The sequence below is a fragment of the Hyphomonas oceanitis genome (assembly GCF_036964545.1).
Taxonomy (GTDB): Bacteria; Pseudomonadota; Alphaproteobacteria; order Caulobacterales; family Hyphomonadaceae; genus Hyphomonas; species Hyphomonas oceanitis.
Genome location: NZ_JBALTL010000004.1, coordinates 373,105 through 393,720, shown reverse-complemented (window position 1 = coordinate 393,720; position 20,616 = coordinate 373,105). Strand labels below are relative to the sequence as shown.

General features: G+C 56.9%; 17 protein-coding genes. 13 read left to right on the top strand and 4 right to left on the bottom strand.

What is annotated here, in order from left to right:
• Positions 1–14 precede the first annotated feature (14 nt).
• From V7651_RS13480 to hutC, 13 genes are all read left to right on the top strand, one after another.
• Complete coding sequence (locus V7651_RS13480) at positions 15–2,063, top strand: copper-translocating P-type ATPase (RefSeq protein ID WP_335613452.1); 2,049 nt, start codon at positions 15–17, stop codon at positions 2,061–2,063.
• A complete protein-coding gene (locus tag V7651_RS13475) occupies positions 2,060–2,278 on the top strand; it encodes a hypothetical protein (protein WP_335613451.1) in 219 nt (72 codons plus the stop codon). The genes V7651_RS13480 and V7651_RS13475 overlap by 4 nt, the downstream gene beginning before the upstream one ends.
• A 27-nt stretch (positions 2,279–2,305) precedes the next feature.
• The gene (locus V7651_RS18705; protein ID WP_418887246.1) at positions 2,306–2,557 is read left to right on the top strand and encodes a DUF2933 domain-containing protein; all 252 of its coding nucleotides are present in this window, start codon (positions 2,306–2,308) and stop codon (positions 2,555–2,557) included.
• Positions 2,554–3,231, top strand: a complete 678-nt coding sequence (locus tag V7651_RS13465) for a methyltransferase family protein (protein ID WP_335592473.1) — start codon at positions 2,554–2,556, stop codon at positions 3,229–3,231. The genes V7651_RS18705 and V7651_RS13465 overlap by 4 nt, the downstream gene beginning before the upstream one ends.
• Positions 3,232–3,333: 102 nt before the next feature.
• Entirely contained in the window at positions 3,334–4,209 is an 876-nt protein-coding gene (locus tag V7651_RS13460; RefSeq protein ID WP_335592474.1) for a patatin-like phospholipase family protein, read from the top strand.
• A 69-nt stretch (positions 4,210–4,278) separates the two neighbouring features.
• Positions 4,279–5,343 (top strand): fatty acid desaturase, encoded by a 1,065-nt coding sequence (locus V7651_RS13455; RefSeq protein WP_051625113.1) that lies wholly within the window; start codon positions 4,279–4,281, stop codon positions 5,341–5,343.
• 10 nt (positions 5,344–5,353) lie between these two features.
• Positions 5,354–6,499, top strand: a complete 1,146-nt coding sequence (locus V7651_RS13450; RefSeq protein ID WP_035541454.1) for an NAD(P)/FAD-dependent oxidoreductase — start codon at positions 5,354–5,356, stop codon at positions 6,497–6,499.
• A gap of 477 nt (positions 6,500–6,976) precedes the next feature.
• Positions 6,977–9,712, top strand: a complete 2,736-nt coding sequence (locus V7651_RS13445) for a TonB-dependent receptor plug domain-containing protein (RefSeq protein ID WP_035541456.1) — start codon at positions 6,977–6,979, stop codon at positions 9,710–9,712.
• 237 nt (positions 9,713–9,949) lie between these two features.
• On the top strand, positions 9,950–10,675 hold the full coding sequence (locus tag V7651_RS13440) for a cupin domain-containing protein (protein ID WP_335613449.1): 726 nt from the start codon (positions 9,950–9,952) through the stop codon (positions 10,673–10,675).
• A gap of 50 nt (positions 10,676–10,725) precedes the next feature.
• Complete coding sequence (locus V7651_RS13435) at positions 10,726–11,706, top strand: M78 family metallopeptidase domain-containing protein (protein ID WP_335592477.1); 981 nt, start codon at positions 10,726–10,728, stop codon at positions 11,704–11,706.
• 80 nt (positions 11,707–11,786) lie between these two features.
• Complete coding sequence (locus V7651_RS13430; RefSeq protein ID WP_335592478.1) at positions 11,787–12,500, top strand: hypothetical protein; 714 nt, start codon at positions 11,787–11,789, stop codon at positions 12,498–12,500.
• On the top strand, positions 12,501–14,342 hold the full coding sequence (nqrF, locus tag V7651_RS13425; RefSeq protein ID WP_335592479.1) for an NADH:ubiquinone reductase (Na(+)-transporting) subunit F: 1,842 nt from the start codon (positions 12,501–12,503) through the stop codon (positions 14,340–14,342). It begins immediately after the preceding gene.
• Positions 14,343–14,589: 247 nt separating this feature from the next.
• Positions 14,590–15,294 (top strand): histidine utilization repressor, encoded by a 705-nt coding sequence (gene hutC, locus V7651_RS13420; protein WP_051625112.1) that lies wholly within the window; start codon positions 14,590–14,592, stop codon positions 15,292–15,294.
• A 117-nt stretch (positions 15,295–15,411) separates the two neighbouring features.
• Here the strand turns inward: hutC and hutU are convergent, their stop codons facing one another.
• The 4 genes from hutU to hutI are packed head-to-tail and all read right to left on the bottom strand — an operon-like array spanning position 15,412 to position 20,601.
• Positions 15,412–17,076: a urocanate hydratase gene (gene hutU / locus V7651_RS13415; protein ID WP_035541469.1), complete on the bottom strand. Its 1,665-nt coding sequence runs from the start codon at positions 17,074–17,076 to the stop codon at positions 15,412–15,414.
• Entirely contained in the window at positions 17,076–17,873 is a 798-nt protein-coding gene (gene hutG, locus V7651_RS13410; RefSeq protein ID WP_335592470.1) for an N-formylglutamate deformylase, read from the bottom strand. Before hutG ends, hutU begins: the two co-directional genes overlap by 1 nt.
• A complete protein-coding gene (gene hutH, locus V7651_RS13405) occupies positions 17,870–19,408 on the bottom strand; it encodes a histidine ammonia-lyase (RefSeq protein WP_335592469.1) in 1,539 nt (512 codons plus the stop codon). The genes hutG and hutH overlap by 4 nt, the downstream gene beginning before the upstream one ends.
• Positions 19,405–20,601 carry an imidazolonepropionase gene (gene hutI, locus V7651_RS13400; protein WP_335592468.1) on the bottom strand — a complete coding sequence of 399 codons (1,197 nt, stop codon included), beginning with the start codon at positions 20,599–20,601 and terminating at the stop codon, positions 19,405–19,407. Before hutI ends, hutH begins: the two co-directional genes overlap by 4 nt.
• Between the last annotated feature and the right edge of the window lie 15 nt (positions 20,602–20,616).

Here is a 20,616-nt window from a genome sequence, read left to right as displayed (position 1 = left end):
AAAAGATCGCCGCCATGGACCATACCACCCACGCCCTTCAATCCGATCCAGCGGCGACCGTTTCAGGACCGCAAACGAAGCCCAGCCCGCATGGCGGTCATGATCGTACCGGCATGATTGCGGAATATCGCAAGCGCTTCTGGGTCGTCCTGGCTGCGACCGGGCCAATTCTTGTGCTCGCGCCAATGATACAGGGTTGGCTTGGACTGACAGACGTCTTGCGTTTTCCGGGTGACCGATACGTGCTGGCGGCGCTCTCAAGCCTCGTGTTTTTCTATGGCGGCTGGCCGTTCCTGAAAGGCTTCTGGCGAGAGATTACCACCCGCGATATAGGCATGATGACGCTGATCTCTGTCGCGATCACCGCCGCCTATGCCTATTCGATGGGCATGGTTGCACTCGGAAGCGACGAGACCTTCTTCTGGGAACTGGCGACATTGATCGCAGTCATGCTGCTCGGGCACTGGATCGAAATGAAATCGGTCCTTGGCGCCGGCCGGGCGCTCGAGAAACTTGCCGCGCTGATGCCGGACGAAGCCCATCTTGTGGCAAAAGACGGCTCGGTAAGCGATGTGTCGGTCTCGACCCTCACCGGCGGCGAGCATTTATTGATAAAGCCGGGCGAAAAAGTCCCTGCAGACGGGATCATCATTAAAGGCGAGTCTTCGCTCAACGAATCCATGTTGACCGGTGAGTCCAAGCCCATCTTCAAGGGGGCTGATGCCGAAGTCATTGGGGGTTCGATCAATGGAGAAGGTTCGCTCACCATCCGTGTCGACAAGACCGGCGACGAGACCTTTCTGTCGAGTGTCATCAAGCTGGTCCAGGAAGCCCAGGCCAGCAAGTCGAAGACACAGGATCTCGCAAATACAGCCGCAAAATGGCTGACCTTCATTGCGCTTGGCGGAGGCCTTTCGACCGTTCTGTTCTGGACCCTGTTCACGGGTCAGGGATTCTCGTTCGCAATGGCCCGCGCAGTGACGGTCATGGTCATTGCCTGCCCGCATGCGCTGGGGCTTGCCGTGCCACTGGTCGTGGCCCGTTCCACCGCCATCGCGGCGACCAATGGCCTGCTCATCCGCGACCGGACCGCATTTGAAGAGGCGCGCAAAATCAACGCGATCATCTTCGACAAGACCGGGACGCTGACTAAAGGCGAGTTCGGGATCACCGATACACTCGTGTTCGACACGACGTTTACCGAAGACGAGATTATCGCCTATGCCGCCTCGATCGAGGCCCATTCCGAACATCCGATTGCTCAAGGGATTGTCCGGGACGCGCCGGAGGCCTGGCCGGTCGACAAGTTCAAGGCGATCCCCGGCAAGGGCGCTGAAGGCATGGTCAAGGACCGGAACGTCAAGGTCGTGAGCCCGGGATACCTGCGTGACAAGGGACTGGTCATGGACGATCCGCGATTTGAGACCCTGAGCGCACAAGGCAAGACCGTGGTCTTTGTACTGATAGAAGAAAAGCTGATCGGCGCTATCGCTCTTGCAGATATAATCCGTGAAGAATCTGCAAGCGCCATCTCTCAACTCCAGGCAATGGGCATTCGGTGCATTATGCTCACAGGCGACAACAAGCAGGTCGCTGATTGGGTCGCCAAGGAAATCGGTCTCGACGAAGTCATCGCCGAAGTCCTGCCTGAACAGAAAGCGGAAAAGGTTCGGGACGTCCAGTCACGCGGTCTGATCGTTGCGATGATTGGCGACGGAGTGAATGACGCCCCTGCCCTCGCCCAGGCCAATGTTGGGATCGCGATCGGCGCGGGTACGGATGTCGCTATCGAAACGGCCGATATCATACTTGTCAGGTCGAGCCCATCCGATGTTGTGGCAATAATCGGACTTGCCCGCGCGACCTATAGCAAGATGATGCAGAACCTCGTCTGGGCGACCGGCTACAACGCGTTTGCTATCCCTGCGGCCGCGGGGGTCTTCTTCCCATGGGGCCTGATCCTGACGCCGGCGCTTGGCGCGGTGTTTATGTCCGCCAGCACGGTAATTTGCGCGGTCAACGCCCAGCTCCTCAAACTGAACCGGAAGCCCGCGTCGGCATGAATGGCGTCAAACCGGATTTATGGACTTCTATCGAGCTTTACGCGCGCCCGTTTGGGATCGCGGCCATGCTGCTGCTCGCGATCGATCATTATAAGCATTTTCGCTGGGATGACTGGGTCATTTCGGGCTTCATTTTCGCTAGCCTCATTCTCGGACTGGTCGCAACCTGCCGGCGAATTCTTCATGACGCAAAGTCGACCAAGTCAAACCGCTAGTAAGACACAACCAGAAGGTTTCCTGCAATGCATAATCACAACCATTCCAGTCAGGACGAGCATCAGCCCAAAGGGCACAGGTATTGGTGGCCGGTCATTGCCTTCGCCGCAGCTATTGGGTTCCTGCTGCTCTATGAACACAGGGCTCACATCCCTGGCAATCTCGTGTTCGCTGCAGGGTTCCTGCTTTTGTGCGGTGGCATGCACCTGTTCATGCATGGAGGGCATGGCGGACATGGCGCAAGCCGCGACGATGATGATCAAGGCACACCCCAATGAAGGGTGAAATGGCTTATTCCGAATACGGTCTCTGGTTTCTGGTCATTCTGAACTCGGCCATTTTCATTATTTTTGCGTTCAGCTTTGCCAAACCATCCAAATCAAAGGACTGGACATCTTTCGGCGCGTTCAGTGCTTTCGTCATTGCACTTTTTACAGAAATGTATGGCTTTCCCCTGTCGATATATTTCCTGTCGCCCTGGCTTGAATCGCGATTCCCGAGTGTCAATTGGTTTGCCCACGATTCAGGGCATTTTTGGGAGATGATCTTTGGCTGGAAGGACAATCCTCATTTTGGCCCGTTTCACTTTATAAGCTTGGCCCTTATCTTCCTGGGCTTCAGCGTATTGTCGTCGGCTTGGCCGGTCCTTCATGGCGCGCTGCGCTCGGGCAAACTCGCGACGACCGGCATCTATGCACGGATGCGCCATCCGCAATATGCCGGTTTCGTGCTGATCATGTTCGGCTTTCTGGTGCAATGGCCGACCATTCTGACTCTGGTCATGTTCCCGGTCCTGGTCTTCATGTACGTGCGCCTCGCCCTTCGGGAGGAAAAGGACGCCGAAGCTCAATTTGGCGAGGAATACCGCGCCTATGCGGCTAATACCCCGCGCTTCTGGCCGCGCTGGCGCCGGCCATCCCATTCTGGAAATGCTTCTGGCCCAGGCCTCTAGTCGTATCGGTAGGACAGCGTCGCGCGTTGGCGGCACCTCACTGAAAGACAGCTAACGAATTTGTATCGGGGACATTCAACCCTTTGTTCGAAAGGAACTATCGTGCACCACAAACCCTTCGGACTCGTACTCGCTGGCGGCGGCGCGCGGGGCATGGCCCATGTCGGTGTGCTCAAGGCGCTCAATCATCTTGGTTATTATCCGGATACGATCGCAGGCGTCTCGATAGGCGCGCTGATTGCGGCAACCTACTCTTTGAACAGGGATTGGTACCGGGATCTGGTCGCAATGGACGTGTCGGGATTTCCTGCTGTACCTGATCTCAGGGCACGGCACATGCTGGACAGAATCAAGAACTTCGCGATCGCTGGACGCGAACTGCGCGCGCTTGCCTTTGGCTGGGGCGCCGGCGAGCATACCGTCGACTGGGGCCGCTCTGTCATCGAGGAGCTGACACTTGGCAAGGATCTCGGTTCCGGACGTGTTCGGACGTATATTACCGCTACCGACATTCTGACCGGCGAGCGGGTCGTCAAGACACGTGGCAATGCCGTCGATGCGGTCTATGCAAGTTCGGCCCTGGCCGGCATCCTGCCGCCCTTCAAAGATGGGCCTCACCTCCTGATCGATGGCGGGTACTCAGACAGTTCGCCAGTCGATCTGGTACGAGAGGCGGGCGTTGATTGCGTCATAACAATCGATCCGGGCCAACGACAGGTCGACCAGTCCCCTAAAAACGGTCTGGACGTGTTTTTCAGATCAATTGAAGTGACCCATAACGCATTTTCGAGATCGCGCGACAAGGAGGCAGACCTGGTTCTCAGGCCCGATTATGGCGTATCGGTCGGGGTGCTGGACTTTGCACACAAACGCCGCTGCATCGCTGCCGGTGTCGCCGCCGTCCGACGTGCTGCGCCCCGACTGGAAACGCTTCTGACGCCAGTCTGCAAAAACCGGCAAGTCGTGAGCGCGCAATGATCGACGTGTATTGTACCACCCTGTGGGAGCAGTCGATTTCGCTTCGCGATGACAAACGAGGACCAGTTCATGAATTATACTCATAGGGCGCAGGGGTCTGGCCCGCCAGAAGCCCCGGCACGCAATTGGATAAAGATTTTGGCCGCCTATCGGCACCCCTCTCCGGTCCGCAGCCTGTTCGAATTGACCGTGACACTGGTGCCCATCTTGCTGTTATGGGGCGCCGCGGTTTGGTCGACCTCTGCCAGCTACTGGCTGACGCTCCCGATTAGCGTGATCGCATCCGGATTTCTGGTGCGATTGTTCATGATCCAGCATGATTGTTCGCATGGAGCATTTTTCAAATCGCGTCGGGCAAATGACTGGACCGGCCGTCTGATCGGCGTTCTGACGCTGACACCTTATGATCTTTGGAAGCGCTCACATCAGGTGCATCACGGCGCTCAGGGAAATCTCGATCAGCGCGGTGTCGGGGACATCCTGACTTTGACTGTCGATGAGTACAATGGCCGCACATTCGCAGGACGCCTAGCCTATCGGCTCTACCGTAACCCCTTCGTTCTCTTCGGAGCCGGTCCGATCTTCATCTTCCTGTTACACCATCGCCTGCCGGTGGGATTCCTGCGCGCCGGTTTCAAATATTGGGTGAGCGCCATGGGCACGAACATCGCTATCGCCATACTCCTGATTACGGGGATCGTTGCTGTGGGCTGGCTGCCGTTTCTGGTTACCTATCTGCTCATCACGTCAATGGCCGCGATTATCGGCGTGTGGCTGTTTTATGTGCAGCACCAGTTTGAAGACACTGTGTGGGACACGAGCGACAACTGGCAGCTTCACGAGGCCGCGCTTTATGGCAGCTCATTTTATGACCTGCCGCCGCCATTGCGCTGGATGACTGCCAATATCGGCATCCATCATGTCCATCATCTTTATAGCCGCATTCCCTTCTACCGGCTGCCTGATGTGTTGCGCGATCACCCTCGCCTCGCAGAGACCGGGCGCATGAAGCTTGGCGAGAGCTTCAAGACTACTCGATTGAAATTATGGGATACGCTCGGTCGGCGCCTTGTCACATTTGAAGCTGCGCGGGCCATGCGGAGAAACGCGGCGCCCCGATCAGTCAAGCCTTGAGGACGGCGATATGGCGAACCAAAAGGGCATCACCATTGTTGGCGCGGGCCCGGCCGGCCTGACGTGCGCAATTGTGCTCGCGCAGGCTGGAAAAAGGGTAATTGTGCGCGAGTGGCACGCCGATATCGGCCACCGGTTTCATGATGACTTTCAGGGCCTGGAGAACTGGACTGGTTCTATGGATGCCCTCGAAGAACTGGCATCAACCGGCATCACGACCGGGTTCGCCCATCACGGTATGAACGAAGGTGTCGTCTTTGACAGTCAGGCCAAACCTCATCGTGTCCACGGCGAGCGACCCTTGTTCTACCTGTTGCGACGTGGCGCTGGCGAAGGCACGCTGGATCGCGCTTTGCTCGACCAGGCAATCGGTGCGGGTGTGGAGGTTTGCTTTAATGACCGCGTGACATTGACGTCCGGCGAAATGGTTCTTGCTGGTGGACCGCGCCGCGCCGACATCATTGCGGTGGGGGAAATCTTCGATACCGACATGGAGGACGGTGCCTGGCTTGCCTTCGGGTCCGAACTGGCGCCGAAAGGATACGCCTATCTTCTGGTTCATGAGGGTCGCGGTACGGTGGCGAGCTGCATGTTCTCTGGCTTCCGCGACCAGGCGGAACACCTCGCGGCCACTTTGGCCTTTTTCGAACGTCATGCCGGATTGCGCATGCAAAACCCAAGGCCATTCGGCGGCTTTGGTAATATCCGCCTGCCACGCACGGCCCTGCAAGGCGGCTATCCGGTGATCGGTGAGCATGCGGGGTTTCAGGATGCTCTCGCCGGGTTTGGTTTGCGCTATGCCATACGATCCGGCCGGCTGGCTGCCGAAAGCCTGATCAATGGGACGAGCTATGCCGATGCCTGGCAGCAAGAGCTTCGACCGGGCCTGCGTACAGGCGTGGTCAACCGCTTCCTGTTCAATGCTGCGGGTCGGCGCGGCATGGACTTTCTGATCAGGCAGCTGGGACGCGCACAGACCCCCAGCTTGCTCGCCCGTGCGTACGGCCCGTCACTTCCAAAGCGACTATTGTTCCCGATGGCGCGCCATCGTTTTAGGGGACAGATGAACGATCCGAGCTGCAATCATCAAAATTGCGATTGTGTCTGGTGTCAACACGGCGAACAAGGGACCATCAGTATGGCGACGCAATGGTGATGCGGACGCCGCCTTCGAGTTGCCTTTCGATCGCGTCATGCATTGTGATCAAGAATACGGAGGGAAGCGTCCGGCTCTCACCGAGGGAAAATGCAAGACTCAGCTCGCAGGACAAACGCCCCACTTTTTTAAACCAAAAGACGAAGACGGGATGAAAATTGCGCTATGAATCAACCCGTCAGGATCAGGCATGACATAAATTCGGCCGGCCTATCACCCCTGGCAGATGGGCCGTGTCAACGGCGCCTGTACGGCGAAAGCCTATCCTAAGTTGCCTTCGACATATCAGCCATAAAGTTGCAACCCTGCATCAGCTCAATTCTCGACCAGCATGCCTGCATTTTGTTCTGAGCGCGAGAAAGATGACCAATAGTTTAAGAACAGGGTTGACCCGACGAACCGGCTGTCTAGACAGGTACATACTTAAGCTACGCTACAATCCAAATCTAGACAATCAGACATGGCGGGAGTCGGACTATGAAATCTCTTAAGAACAGTATCCTGATGAGTGCAGCGCTTGTTCCTCTAGCGCTGTGTTTGACCTCATTGCCGGCGGCGTCCCAGGAGGCGCCCGCAGATGAGGCGGCCAAAGTCGAAGATACGATCACCGTTACCGGTAGCCGGATCAAGCGCAAGGACCTCACAAGCGTTGGCCCTGTAACTGTCCTTGACAGCGTACAGATCGAACAGACCGGGATAACAAATCTCGAAACGCTTCTCCAGCGCCTCCCATCGTCGGCTGGATTCGGCGGGAATTCGAGTAGTGCCTATTGGGTATCCAATGGTTGGGGTACGCCGCAAATCAACTTGCGCGGTCTGGGTGTCAACAGAACCCTGGTCCTTCTGAACGGCCGCCGGATTGTCTATGGTGGCACCGGCGCGAATAGCGCCGTCGATCTGTCCATGATCCCGATGTCTCTGGTGTCGCGCGTTGAAGTCCTCAAAGATGGTGCGTCTGCCACCTATGGCGCCGATGCGGTTGCTGGCGTGATCAACCTGATAACCAAAGAAGGCTATGACGGGTTCGAAGCATCTGCCAAATATGGCATGACGGATGAAGGTGACGGCGAGGAATTACTGCTGGATTTGAGCTGGGGCGCGACGAGCTCCAAGGGCGACGTCATGTTCAATGTCAGCTATCAGGATACGGGGGCCGCGCCGCTTTCGGATGAGAGCCGCGCCCCTTGCCCCGGGACGCCGGGCCCGGACGGATTTGTCTGTGATGGCCTGAGCTCTTCCACAATCGGCGGACGTGGCACATTGCCTGCAGGCTATGTCATGCCTGATGGATCGGTCCTGACGGGCCCTACACGGGTGAATTTCAATCAAATGCCCGGCGGTGACGGAGATTCCTTCCAGATTTACGACGGCAATCGCGACGGCTTCAACTACAACCCATATTTCAACGCATCCAACCCGCTTGAGCGCCTCAGTTTTGCGACCTTCGGCACATATCACCTGACTGATAGTACCGACCTTTTTGCCGAACTCCTGTATACAAAACGCTGGTCCTCGCAGCCGGCGTCTCCGGCCACGCTTGTCGATATTGGGTTTGATGCATCGCATCCAACCAACCCGACAGGCGTCGACTTCGTCCTGGAGCGTCGCAGGCTGCTTGAAAATGGCGCACGCGTATTCGAACAGGAAACGGATACATTCCGGATCGTAACCGGACTAAAGGGAAACCTCGGTGACGTGTGGAGCTACGAAGCATCCCTGAACTGGGGCCGCAACACTGGCTCTGATTCGATACTGAATAACATCAATACTGGACGCCTGGCACAAACGCTGGATCCGGCCACGTGTGGCACGGGTGGCGTCCCGTGTGCCGATCTATTTGGATACGGCGATGTCACGCAGGACGTCCTCGACTATATCGTGTTCACGGAGACGGGACTTGGCGGCAATGAACAGAAGGCAATCAGCGCCAGCATGAGCGGCGAAGTGTTCCAGCTTCCTGCGGGCATGCTCGGCGTCGCCTTCGGAGCCGAGTGGCGCGAAGACAAGGGATGGCGCAATCCGGACTCCCTGTCGGTCGCAGGACTCGCTCTTGGAAACCAGCAGGATCCGATCTCCGGATCGACGAAGGCGAAAGAGGTCTTTGCCGAAGTCAGTGTACCACTTATAAAGGATATTCCTCTCGTCCAGTCGCTCTCTCTGGATGGGGCAATCCGCTATTCCGACTACGATCTCTTTGGCAGCGATACCAATTACAAGGCCGGACTGAACTGGCGCATAAACGATGCTGTTAAGCTCCGGGGAACCTTTGCAACCGCGTTTCGTATTCCGAATATTCCGGAACTGTTTGGCGGCGTGTCAGAGGGCAATCTGACAACGGTTGACCCATGCTCTGGATGGGCGGCCCTTTCGCCGACAAGCAATATCTACCTGAACTGCCAGGCGGCCGGCGTGCCGACCAATTATATCCAGCTTGGCAATACAGTCCTGACAGATGCGGGTGGCAATCCGAACCTTGAGCCGGAATCCTCGGAATCATTCACCATCGGCACGGTACTTCAACCCATCGAGGGACTGTCTGTTACGCTCGACTACTTTGACATAAAGATTGACAATGCCATACGGACGACCCCGGGATCGACCAAACTGTCGCTCTGCTACGAATCGTCAAACCTGTCCCATCAGTTCTGTGCTCCCGAGCATCATACCCGCAACCCGTTGAATGGTGATGTCAACTATCTGTCGACGCAGAATGCGAACACCGGCAGCGAGACAATGAAAGGACTTGATATCGGCGTGGTGTATGGCTTTGAAAAATTCGGCCTCGACCATTCGATCGACTTCAACGCGACGTATCTGTCCGAGTATGAAACCGTCGCTTTTGAGGGCGATGATCCCACGATGATCGCCGGCTATATCGGCGGAGGAAATGGCGGTTACCCGGAGTGGCGCGCAATAAGCTCCTGGACGACAACATCGAGCAAGTGGTCGGGAACCTATTCTGTCCAGATGATTGGCGAAGGTGACGATTTCTATGCGACATCAGGACCGGGTTCTCACATTCCGGCGCAATTCTATCACAATGCGCAGTTTTCCTACGATGTAACTGAAGCCTTCCGGGTAACCGCCGGAGTGGACAACATCTTTCAGAATGATCCACCTTTCGTCGCCAGCTGGACAGATGGAAACACGGACACGATGACCTATGACCTTCTTGGCCGCCGCGGTTACATAAGGCTGAGCTACAGGAAGTAGGCCGAAGGCATATCCTGCGGACAGGCCTCTCGCCTGTCCGCAGCGACGCTCCCTCGAGTCGAACTCTTTCGGTTTTCAATCCTTCGGACGAACGGGGAGGACGAGACCAGAAACGAAGACACGCAGACGCGCCAGGCCACCGCGTTCGGGGGCGGATCTGCCTCGCCGGCCAATGATAAGAACGTAGTCCAAGCATCACCTTCGTCCGAAACGGACCAATTCAGCTGGGAGATATTTATGTATACGAAGCATCTGCTTTTGACACTATCCGTGTTGGCGCTGGCGGCCTGCGCAACCCATCCTGAGCGCGGTGACGACCATGGTCATTCGCATGGGTCCGAGGTGATGCCTGATGCCGACGGGCATTCTGGCTCGAAAGTGCAGGACCCGCGGATTGTCGATGCCACACATGTCGCGCCGGCCTATATCCAACTGGCCAATAATGTCGAGATCATCGAGGACGTTGCCGAGGCGATGCAGAACGCCAGCAGCACGTTCACCCATGAAGGTTTTTTTGGGCCACTGCTCTTCGGAGAAGAATTGCGCGCATATACCTTGCGGCTTGAACCCGGAATGTTCCTTTCCGAGCATCCGCACCCCACTGAGAGCATTGTCTATACGATGGCAGGGCGATGGGTCCTCAGCAGCGAAGGTAAGCGCAAGGTCATGCAGGCCGGCTCGATTTTTCACTTCGGTTCCAACATGCCGACAGGATGGGAAGCCGCGTTTCCGGAGGGAGCAGAGATACTGATTTTCAAGAAGAAGCGGGAAGGTGAAAATTATCGATCCTTCACCGATGGCATGCACGCGCTGGCGGCGGATCTGGATAGACAGTACAATGAGGGTGAGACTTTCTATTATCACCAGCTCGACGCCGATCACCCTGCCATAGCATTTGCCAGGCAGCACAATCCCGAATTCGATCAACTGGTTGAAGCATCCAGGACAGTCTCTGTCGAATGACAGGGCTGCTCTTGATACGCGCAATTCGTGACTTTGACTAGGAAGTCCCCATGATCAATAAATTGATATGTGCTGTGTTGCTGATGGTGGTTTCGTCGGGATGTACGTCACCATCTGTGTCCCCACCTCCAGCGGACGCAGTAGCAGAATCCCGGACGATCATCTGGACAGTTATCAAGGAGGCCGAGATCAACGCTTTGAACGCTGACTTGCAGGCCGGGAAGCCGACAGTGGATGTCGGACTATACTACCCGTCCAATCTTCATGAGGATGCGAGAGCCATATTGCCCCTGGAAGGGCTCCTGGAGGAATTCGCGAACGCGAAGCGGGTCTTCGCGCCGACGGGTGTCCAACTCAATCTCCTGTGGGTAAAGACCGGCGCAGTGGATCCAGGCTTTCTTGCTATCAACTCGGCGAGCGATCGTTCGCAAATGCCTTCAGGCGGCTATGGCAACATGTATGTCCAGCGCAGCCAAACTCCCTCGGAATTGTCAGACGGTGCGCTTGCGGCCTTCGAAGGCATTATCGAACCAGCCGAAGACAATAGCAGGACGGTTTACCTCCTTGCATTACAGAATGTCTACATGACCTTTTTCGAAAATCTGGATGATTCGGAGCGCAACTGGGCACCCAGGGTCGTGAATACGTCCGGCCTTTCATTTCCGTCCTACATGTACGGGTTCAGCATTCCGGACCGCATCCGCGGGGTCATAACGCTCACAAAGCATGACTCAGAGAACAAGCTTACGATCGCCCATGAACTTGGACACAAGCTGATGAATGTAAGTCATGAATACATGACGATTAGTCCGCAGCACGAGATACGTTCCGATGACGGCTTGATGCTTTACGGTTCAGGCACCCAGATCCCTTCGGGAAAGGAGGGGCGTTGGCATCAGGAACGTCTGTTGCTGTCTCCTTATCTCTATCGCCTCGACAAGACCGGCAAACGGATATGGAATTCCGATTATGAAGCGGGAGGGTTTTATTACGACCCGCTTTACGGAGACTACACGACTGCCTTCGACTGACGATTTGCGAGGCGCTCGCGGACCTGCATTCCGGCTCTGCGGCCTTCGGCCTTCAGAGCCACCATTACAAAGAGTGACGTATGACCAGAATGATCGCGTTCAGAGTTCGCCAGTGGCATAAATGGTTGTCCCTGATTATTGGCGCGCAGGCAATGATCTGGGTGGCAACAGGCCTCTATATGGTCATCATGAGCCTCGACTTCATACATGGCGACCATATGGTCCGGAACATGTCAGACACGATCGCCAGTGGCTACCAGCCCCGGATCACATTTTCGGATGTCCTTGCTGAGCATCCCGACGCAAATGAGGTCATTCTGACAAGCTGGACGGGGAAACCCTTCTACAGGATATATTCGCCTGCGGGCGCGCATCTCGTCAACGCAGAGACCGGGAACGAACAGTCCCCGCTCGGGGAAGCTGATGCAATCAGCGTGGCGCGCTATCATTATGCGCGATCTGGCGATGTCAGCGCTGCCACACTGCTGGAAAATGACGCCGAAGCTCCGAGTGAGATTCAATCCCGGAAACTGCCTTTGTGGAAAATCGATTTTTCCGACGCCGGTTCGACGTCCTTTTATATCTCTCCTGACGACGGATCCCTGATCACGCGGCGGCACACCTATTGGCGTGTATTCGATTTTGCCTGGATGTTGCACATCATGGACTACAAGGAACGCGCTGACGTGAACAACAATCTCTTGCGTATCGCGGCAGGACTTGGCCTGTCCCTGTCAATTCTGGGATTGTGGTTGCTCTGGTTCAGCTTCAAGCGTCGTCAGGGAGACCGATAGATGATGGGGATCGTTCGACAGGCGCACAAGTGGATTGGTCTCGTTCTGGGCTTCCAGCTCGCTCTCTGGATGCTCAGCGGGCTTGGTATGGCAATTCTGCCCCACGACAAGGTCTCCGGCGAGCACCGCAAGGCAGAACATGCGGAAACAGCCTCGCTGGAATCAACAAGGGATGAGGTCAGGCTCCCACCGGCAGTCGATGACCGTTCTATCCGCCAGATTCGGCTCCGGACTTTCAATGGGCGGCCTGTTTACGAGACCGTTGCAACGGACGGCACGTCGCTGTTGGATGCTGAGACGGGACTGCCCATCATCATAGACGAAACGCTTGCAACCGAAATTGCGCGCAACGATTATTCCGGACCGGGACAAATTTCGAAAGCCATACATGTAGAAACACCCACGCTGGCAATCCGCACTCATGCCGGCCCTGCCTGGCGGATCAACTTCAATGATCCTGAGCGTACAAGCATCTATGTTTCGACCGCCACCGGGCAGGTCATGGAAAGACGCAACCATTATTGGCGAATATTCGATACTTTGTGGATGCTCCATATCATGGACTACCAGAACCGGTCCAATTTCAATAACCCGCTTGTCGTGATCTCGGCGCTTGTCGTGTTCTGGTTGGGATTGAGCGGAATAGTCCTTTGGTGGGACAGTTTCCGGCGCCATGACTTCAATCTGGTTGCGAAATGGCGCAACCGAAAGAAGCGCCTCACTCTGTCGCTTACCGACAGTGAAGGCGGAGCCGTCAGGGCGTTCGATGCCAGGCCGCTGCAATCCTTGTATGCCGCAATGGAAGAACAGGGCTATCCCCTCCCCTCCTCATGCGGAGGCGGCGGCACGTGCGGACTTTGCAGGGTGCGGATCACTCCCGAGACGCCCATCACGCCTGCTGATCGCAGACAAATCCCGGAATCAGAACTTGGTTCGGGATATCGTCTGGCTTGCCAGCACCGGGTCGACACAGCCCTTTCTGTCATACTTCCTCACGGTCTGCTCGACGCGAAAACATTTACTGGAACGATTGTGTCTTCTGAGTTTATCGCACCTGACATGTACGAACTTCGAATTGCGCTTCCGGAGCCTCTCGCATTCAGGGCGGGGAGCTATGTTCAAGTAGAAATTCCGCCTTTCAGATCGCATCTGGACCAATTGGACCTGCCTGAAACCGTCAGGGGTCAGTGGCAGGCGTCGGGGACGGCAAAAGCGTTCGGAACAGATACACCACTCCACCGAACATATTCGCTTGCCAACTCTCCCGGCGAACTCGGCAGCGATATTTTGTTGAACATCCGTCTCGCGCTTGCGAAGCCCGATACGTCGGGCGTTCCTGTCGGTATTGGTTCTGCCTACCTGTCCACGCTTGGCCAGGGCGATACAGTCCGGTTAAGAGGGCCGTTTGGAGACTTTCACGTCAACGACGATGACAACGAAATCGTGTTTATCGGCGGCGGCGCCGGCATCGCGCCCATACGATCCATGATCCATGACCAATTGGCATCGCGAAGCAGGACGTCGAAAGTTTCGTTCTGGTACGGCGCCAGGACACAAGAGGATATTGTGTACAAGGAGGAGTTCGAGCACCTCTTGGACACTTGCCCGAATTTTTCCTGGCATGTCGCGCTTTCGCACTTGAACGAAACCGATGCCTGGACCGGAAAGCGCGGGTGGATTCACGAAATTGTGCGTGACCAGTATCTCGCATCCCATCCAGATATCGGTCAGTGCAGCTTCTATGTATGCGGTCCGCCACAGATGCTTGAAGCGGTCCTGACGCTGCTGAATTCACTTGGCGTTTCTGAAGAAAGGATTGCATTCGACGACTTTGGCAATTGACGCGACAGATCGGTGGAGCTGCTGAAGTTGCATTGAATTAGCCCGCGCATACCAGATATCGACACTTCAGATATGATCCGTTCGCCCAGAAAGGAACAAAATTCGATGCGCCGCGGCTCAATCTCCCGATAAATGGACCAGACGTTCCTTCTGCCCAATTCAATCCGACATAGCATTTTGTCATGATGGCCATATATCTTTCGAAGCGATTCAACGGTTCAAGACTTTCATTGAGGATAGATCACACGTGCCAGCCCCTCTTTACGAACAAATCAAGCGTCATATTACGGGCCTCATCGAAACAGGTGAGTTGAAGCCGAATGATCGCGTTCCGTCGGAAACGGATTTGGCTGCCGAATTCAAGGTGGCCCGAATGACCGTCCACCGCGCTATCAAGGAGCTGAAGGATTCCGGCTTAGTATTGCGGATAGCGGGGGTCGGAACATTTGTCGCCGAGGCGCAGTCACACGGCCAGCTTATCACTGTCAATAATATCGCAGACGAAATACGCGGTCGGAATAGTTCGTATTCTGCAATCATGGTTCAAAATTCGCTCGAGCACGCATCTCGCATCGTTGCACAGCAGCTCGAAATCGAACCGGGTTCGGAAGTATTCCATTCGATCGTCATACATGAGGAGAATGGCCTGCCCCTTCAGCTTGAGGAGCGATTTGTCCCCCAGGCCATATTGCCTGGCTACGGAGAACTGGATTTCAGCAAGGGGACACCGAACGAGTATCTGATGAAGCACGCGCCGCTTCAGAAATTTGAACACAGGGTCAAATCCATCATTCCTGATGCAGAATCGCGCAAGCTTCTGAAGATCAACAAGACCGAGCCCTGTCTTTTGCTGCTTCGCCGAACCTGGAGCTGCCGCAGGATCGTTTCGTTCGCCCGAATGATTTATCCGGGATCTCGATATGAGTTCCTCGATCGTCTGGCGACGTCCTGACAGGCCGGACGCTGCAACCCTATCATTCCGATCGTTTCTCAGGCCATCGGCCGACCGGATGATGCCACCGTGGGCCTGGATCACAGGCAGTTCCTGAACAGCCATTGCCGAGCGTCTTCACAATATGGCCGGAAGATTCAGACCGTGTTCACGAGCACAATCAATGGCAGTTTCATATCCGGCATCAGCGTGGCGCATCACACCGCTCGCCGGGTCATTCCAAAGGACGCGAGCGATCCGGCGGTCTGCGTCCGCTGTTCCGTCGCAACAGATCACCATGCCGGAATGCTGAGAAAATCCCATACCCACACCGCCGCCATGATGGATTGAAACCCAGGTTGCCCCCGACGCGGTATTGAGCAAAGCATTGAGGAGTGGCCAATCTGATACGGCATCAGAGCCGTCCTTCATGGATTCCGTCTCCCGATTGGGGGATGCAACCGAGCCGGAATCGAGATGGTCGCGCCCGATAACAATAGGTGCGGACAATTCGCCCGTCCTCACCATCTCGTTGAAAGCCAGGCCGAGCTTGTGGCGCACACCAAGGCCGACCCAGCAGATACGTGCGGGCAGTCCCTGGAAGGCAATGCGCTCGCGCGCCATGTCCAGCCACTTGTGAAGGTGCGGATCGTCGACCAGTTCGCGGACTTTCGCATCGGTCTTGTAGATGTCTTCAGGATCTCCCGACAGCGCACACCAGCGGAACGGACCGATGCCGCGACAAAATAATGGGCGGATATAGGCTGGCACGAATCCGGGAAAAGCGAAGGCATCTTCAAGTCCTTCTTCCTTGGCGACCTGCCTGATATTGTTGCCATAATCGAGGGTCGGCACGCCTGCGTTCCAGAAATCCACCATGGCCTTGACGTGCACTTTCATGCTGGCACGCGCCGCCAGCTCCACTGCCTTTGGTTCGGATTCCTGCTTCTCGCGCCATTCGGCCAGACTCCAGCCTTGCGGCAGGTAGCCATGCAACGGATCATGCGCGCTGGTCTGGTCGGTTACGATATCCGGGCGGACACCGCGCCTGTAAATATCGGGAAAAACATCAGCCGCATTGCCGATAAGCGCAACCGATTTCGCTTCACCTGCCGCGGTCCAGTCTGCAATAATTTCCAGCGCCTCGTCGAGGGAATCCGTTTTGGCATCGACATAGCCCGTGCGTATCCGAAAATCGACACGGGTCTCATCGCACTCCACAGCCAGGCAGCAGGCCCCCGCCATCACGGCCGCGAGCGGCTGCGCTGCTCCCATGCCGCCGAGGCCGCCCGTCAATATCCAACGTCCCGAGAGATTTCCCTTATAGTGCTGGCGCCCGGCCTCAACGAAGGTTTCGTACGTTCCCTGAATGATCCCCTGGGAGCCGATATAAATCCACGACCCTGCGGTCATCTGGCCGTACATGGCCAGACCTTTGCGATCCAGCTCATTGAAATGGTCCCATGTTGCCCAATGGGGCACAAGATTGGAATTTGCGATCAGGACACGGGGCGCATCGGCATGTGTGCGAAACACGCCGACCGGCTTGCCGGACTGGACAAGCAGCGTTTCATCCAGCTCCAGATCCTTGAGACTTGCAACAATCTTGTCGAAATCGGCCCATGTCCGTGCCGCACGGCCAATGCCACCATAGACAACCAGTTCATGCGGATTCTCGGCCACGTCCGGATGCAGGTTATTCATCAGCATACGCATCGGCGCTTCGGTGAGCCAGCTCTTCGCGGTAATCTCTGAACCCGTCGCGGGATAGATGTCTCTGAGGTTGTGTCGGTTGTTTATCATTACCTGCTTTCCAGTTTGATCGTCATGAATTCTATTGCCCGGAGAACCGCGCCGATATGCTCACGCAAATTGTCGGCCTTTCGGGCATCATATTGGAAGGGAGCCGTCTCGCTTTCGAGATAAGTCGATTGCGCCAACTCCATCTGAATCGCGTGCACGCCTTGCGCAGGCCGCCCATAATGACGCGTCGTCCAGCCGCCGCGAAAGCGGCCATCGCGCACCATTGTATAGCCCGGCGCCCGACGACAGACATCCTCCACGCCATCGGCGAGACGCGGATCGCACGCCCGGCCGGAATTCGTCCCGATATTGAAATCCGGAAGGCGACCCTCGAACAGAAACGGCACTCTGGAACGAATTGAGTGACAATCGTAGAGCACGGCCACGCCATGCATCCCCAGGACACGCTCGAGTTCGCCTGCCAGCGCAGCGTGATACGGCGCGTGCCAACGCACCCGGCGCGCTTCGATCTCCTCGGTGCCGGGCGCGTTCGTCCAGATGGGCTCGCCATCGAAGCTTGTCACAGGCACCAGGCCCGTCGTGTTCTGACCAGGATAAAGGCTCGCGCCGGACGGATCGCGGTTCGCATCAATCACGTAGCGATGAAAGTTTGCCCGTACAGATGTGGCTCCTGGCAGGATATCCGAATAAAGCCGGTCCACGTGCCAGTCTGTGTCGGCGAGCGACTGGCCGATCGGCGTGAGCCGCGCGAACACATCCGGCGGAATAAATGTACCGCTATGGGGAATTCCAAGGACGATCGGTCCCTGCCCCCGTTTGACATCAACGGGGTTCACAGTGTCACCGCATCGACACTGTCTGGCAGTCCTGCGGCCCGGGAAAGTACGGCGCCCTTTACCAGGGCACATGCGCGCTCAAGATCAGGCGCCATGAAGCGGTCAATATCCAGAGGCATGATCGATTGACGAATTGCTCTGACGACATTCTGCAAGGCCGGGCTGGTCTTCAGCGGCGCACGAAACTCGACGCCCTGCGCGCCGCAAAGAAACTCCACAGCCAGGATCATGCTGAGATTCTGGTTCATCCGGACCAGCCGCCTCGCACCGTGCGCCGCCATGGAAACGTGGTCTTCCTGGTTCGCAGATGTCGGCGTGGAATCGGTGGAACAGGGATTGGCCAGGTGCTTGTTTTCGCTCATCAGGGCGGCGGTCGTCACTTCGGCAATCATCATGCCCGAATTGAGACCCGGAGCCGAGGTCAGGAAGGGCGGCAGATCAAAGGACAAGGTCGGATCCACCATCACCGCTACGCGCCGTTGCGCGATGGCGCCGATTTCCGCGATGGCCAGAGCAATCAGGTCCGCCGCGAAGGCAACCGGCTCGGCATGAAAATTCCCGCCGGACACAATCTCGCCCCGCTCCACGAGCACGAGCGGGTTGTCCGATACGGCGTTCGCCTCAATCTCCAGGGTTCGCCCCGCGCTGTCCAGCAGGTCAAGAGCTGCCCCCGTCACCTGTGGCTGGCACCTTATGCAGTAAGGATCCTGAACGCGTGCATCACCGACCTTGTGGCTTTCGCGTATTTGCGAGCCTTCGATTATCTGTCGCATTGCGCCTGCAACCCGTATCTGCCCGCGATGTCCGCGCAGTTCGTGAATTTCAGCGAGCAGGGGCGCCGTGGATCCCATAATGGCGTCCGTCGAGAGGGTGGCCGAGACGAGGCTTTGCAGAACACTGTTTTTGGCTTCGAAAAGTCCGGCGAGTGCACAGGCTGTCGAAAACTGCGTCCCGTTGATGAGGCCCAGCCCCTCCTTGGGACCGAGCGTGATCGCAGACAGCCCCGCAGCAGCCAAGCCCTGGCTAGCGGGCATGCGTTCGCCCCCGAAGAAGACTTCCCCCTGTCCGATCAGGGCCGCAGCCATATGGGCCAGCGGCGCAAGGTCGCCCGACGCTCCAACGGAGCCCTGGACGGGAATGACCGGCGTCACATCCATTTCCAGCATGGCTTCGATCTGAGCAATGACGGGCCATGAAACACCTGACGCACCCCGCCCGATTGATAACAGTTTCAGGACCATCATGAGCCGTGATGTTGCGATATCCAGCGGCTCGCCGACCCCGCAACAATGCGACAGGACGAGGTTGCGCTGGAGTGTCGCAGTGTCGGCCGGGTCGATCTTGATGCTCGCCAGTTTGCCGAACCCGGTATTGACCCCGTAGACGGCGGCGCTCCCGGCCGCAATCCTTGCGACAAGCTCTGCGGCGCGGTCCACAGGCCCGCGCGCCGTCTCAGCCAGCCGGGCCGGCCTGCCCTGTCGCCATATCTCTTCCAGGAGCGCCAATGATGCTGTTCCAGGTTGCAGAACAATCATGTGATCTCTCCCTCAAACATGCGCAGGTGCAAGGGATTGAAACCGATGCGGTATGACAGTTCTGCCGGGTGCGCGACATCCCACACTGCCAGGTCTGCCTTTTGGCCGGGCTTGATTTGTCCGACATCGGCAAGCCCCAGTGCGTGCGCGCCATGTATCGTTACACCGGCCAGGGCTTCCTGCGGTGTCATCCTGAACAGAGTGCAGGCCATGTTCATGGTCAGCAATAGCGACGTCACGGGTGACGATCCGGGGTTACAGTCGGTGGCCAGCGCCATGGGGACACCGTTCGCGCGCAAGGCGTCCAAGGGCGGCAATTTGGTTTCACGCAGGAAGTAAAAGGCGCCGGGCAAGAGCACGGCGACCGTCCCGGAGCGTGCCATTGCTATGGCATCGGCCGGTGTCGCGTATTCCAGATGATCGCATGACAGGGCATCGAAGCTGGCAGCAAGGGCGGCGCCTCCCAGCCAGGACAATTGTTCCGCGTGCAATTTCACCCGTAGCCCAAGCAAACGGGCTTTTTCGAAAACCCTTTGAATCTGCTCGGTCGAAAAAGCAATGCCCTCGCAAAACCCATCGACCGCATCCACAAGTCCTTCATTATGGGCGGCTTCCAATGCAGGCAGGCAAACCTCATCCAGATACGCGTCGCTGCGACCGACATATTCCTCCGGAACAGAATGCGCGCCGAGAAAGCTTGTGCGCACACATACGGGGCGAAGCGTTGCGATCCTTCGGGCTACGCGCAACATTTTCAGCTCCGTCTCGACATCCAGTCCGTAGCCCGACTTAATCTCGATCGTTGTCATCCCTTCAGCGATGAGCGCATCTACCCGTTCCAGAGCGGATGCCAGCAAACGCGATTCACTCGCCGTGCGTGTCGCAGCAACGGTCGCAGCAATACCTCCGCCTGCCTGTGCAATCTCTTCATAGCTCGCGCCATGGAGACGCATCTCAAACTCGGTGGCACGGTTACCGCCATGCACAATATGCGTGTGGCAATCGACGAGACCCGGCGTGACCAGGCGGCCTTCCAAATCTAGAGCGTCATCCCTGCGCGCATCGCCTGGAATGTCCGCCATCCGGCCGACCCACGCCAGTCGATCTCCCTTTATCCAGACCGCCCCGTCCGCGACGAGTCCGTAAGGCGCACCCCCGTCAGGAGTCGCTAACGTAGCATGGGTCAATAGCATGATTCTTGTTGCCTG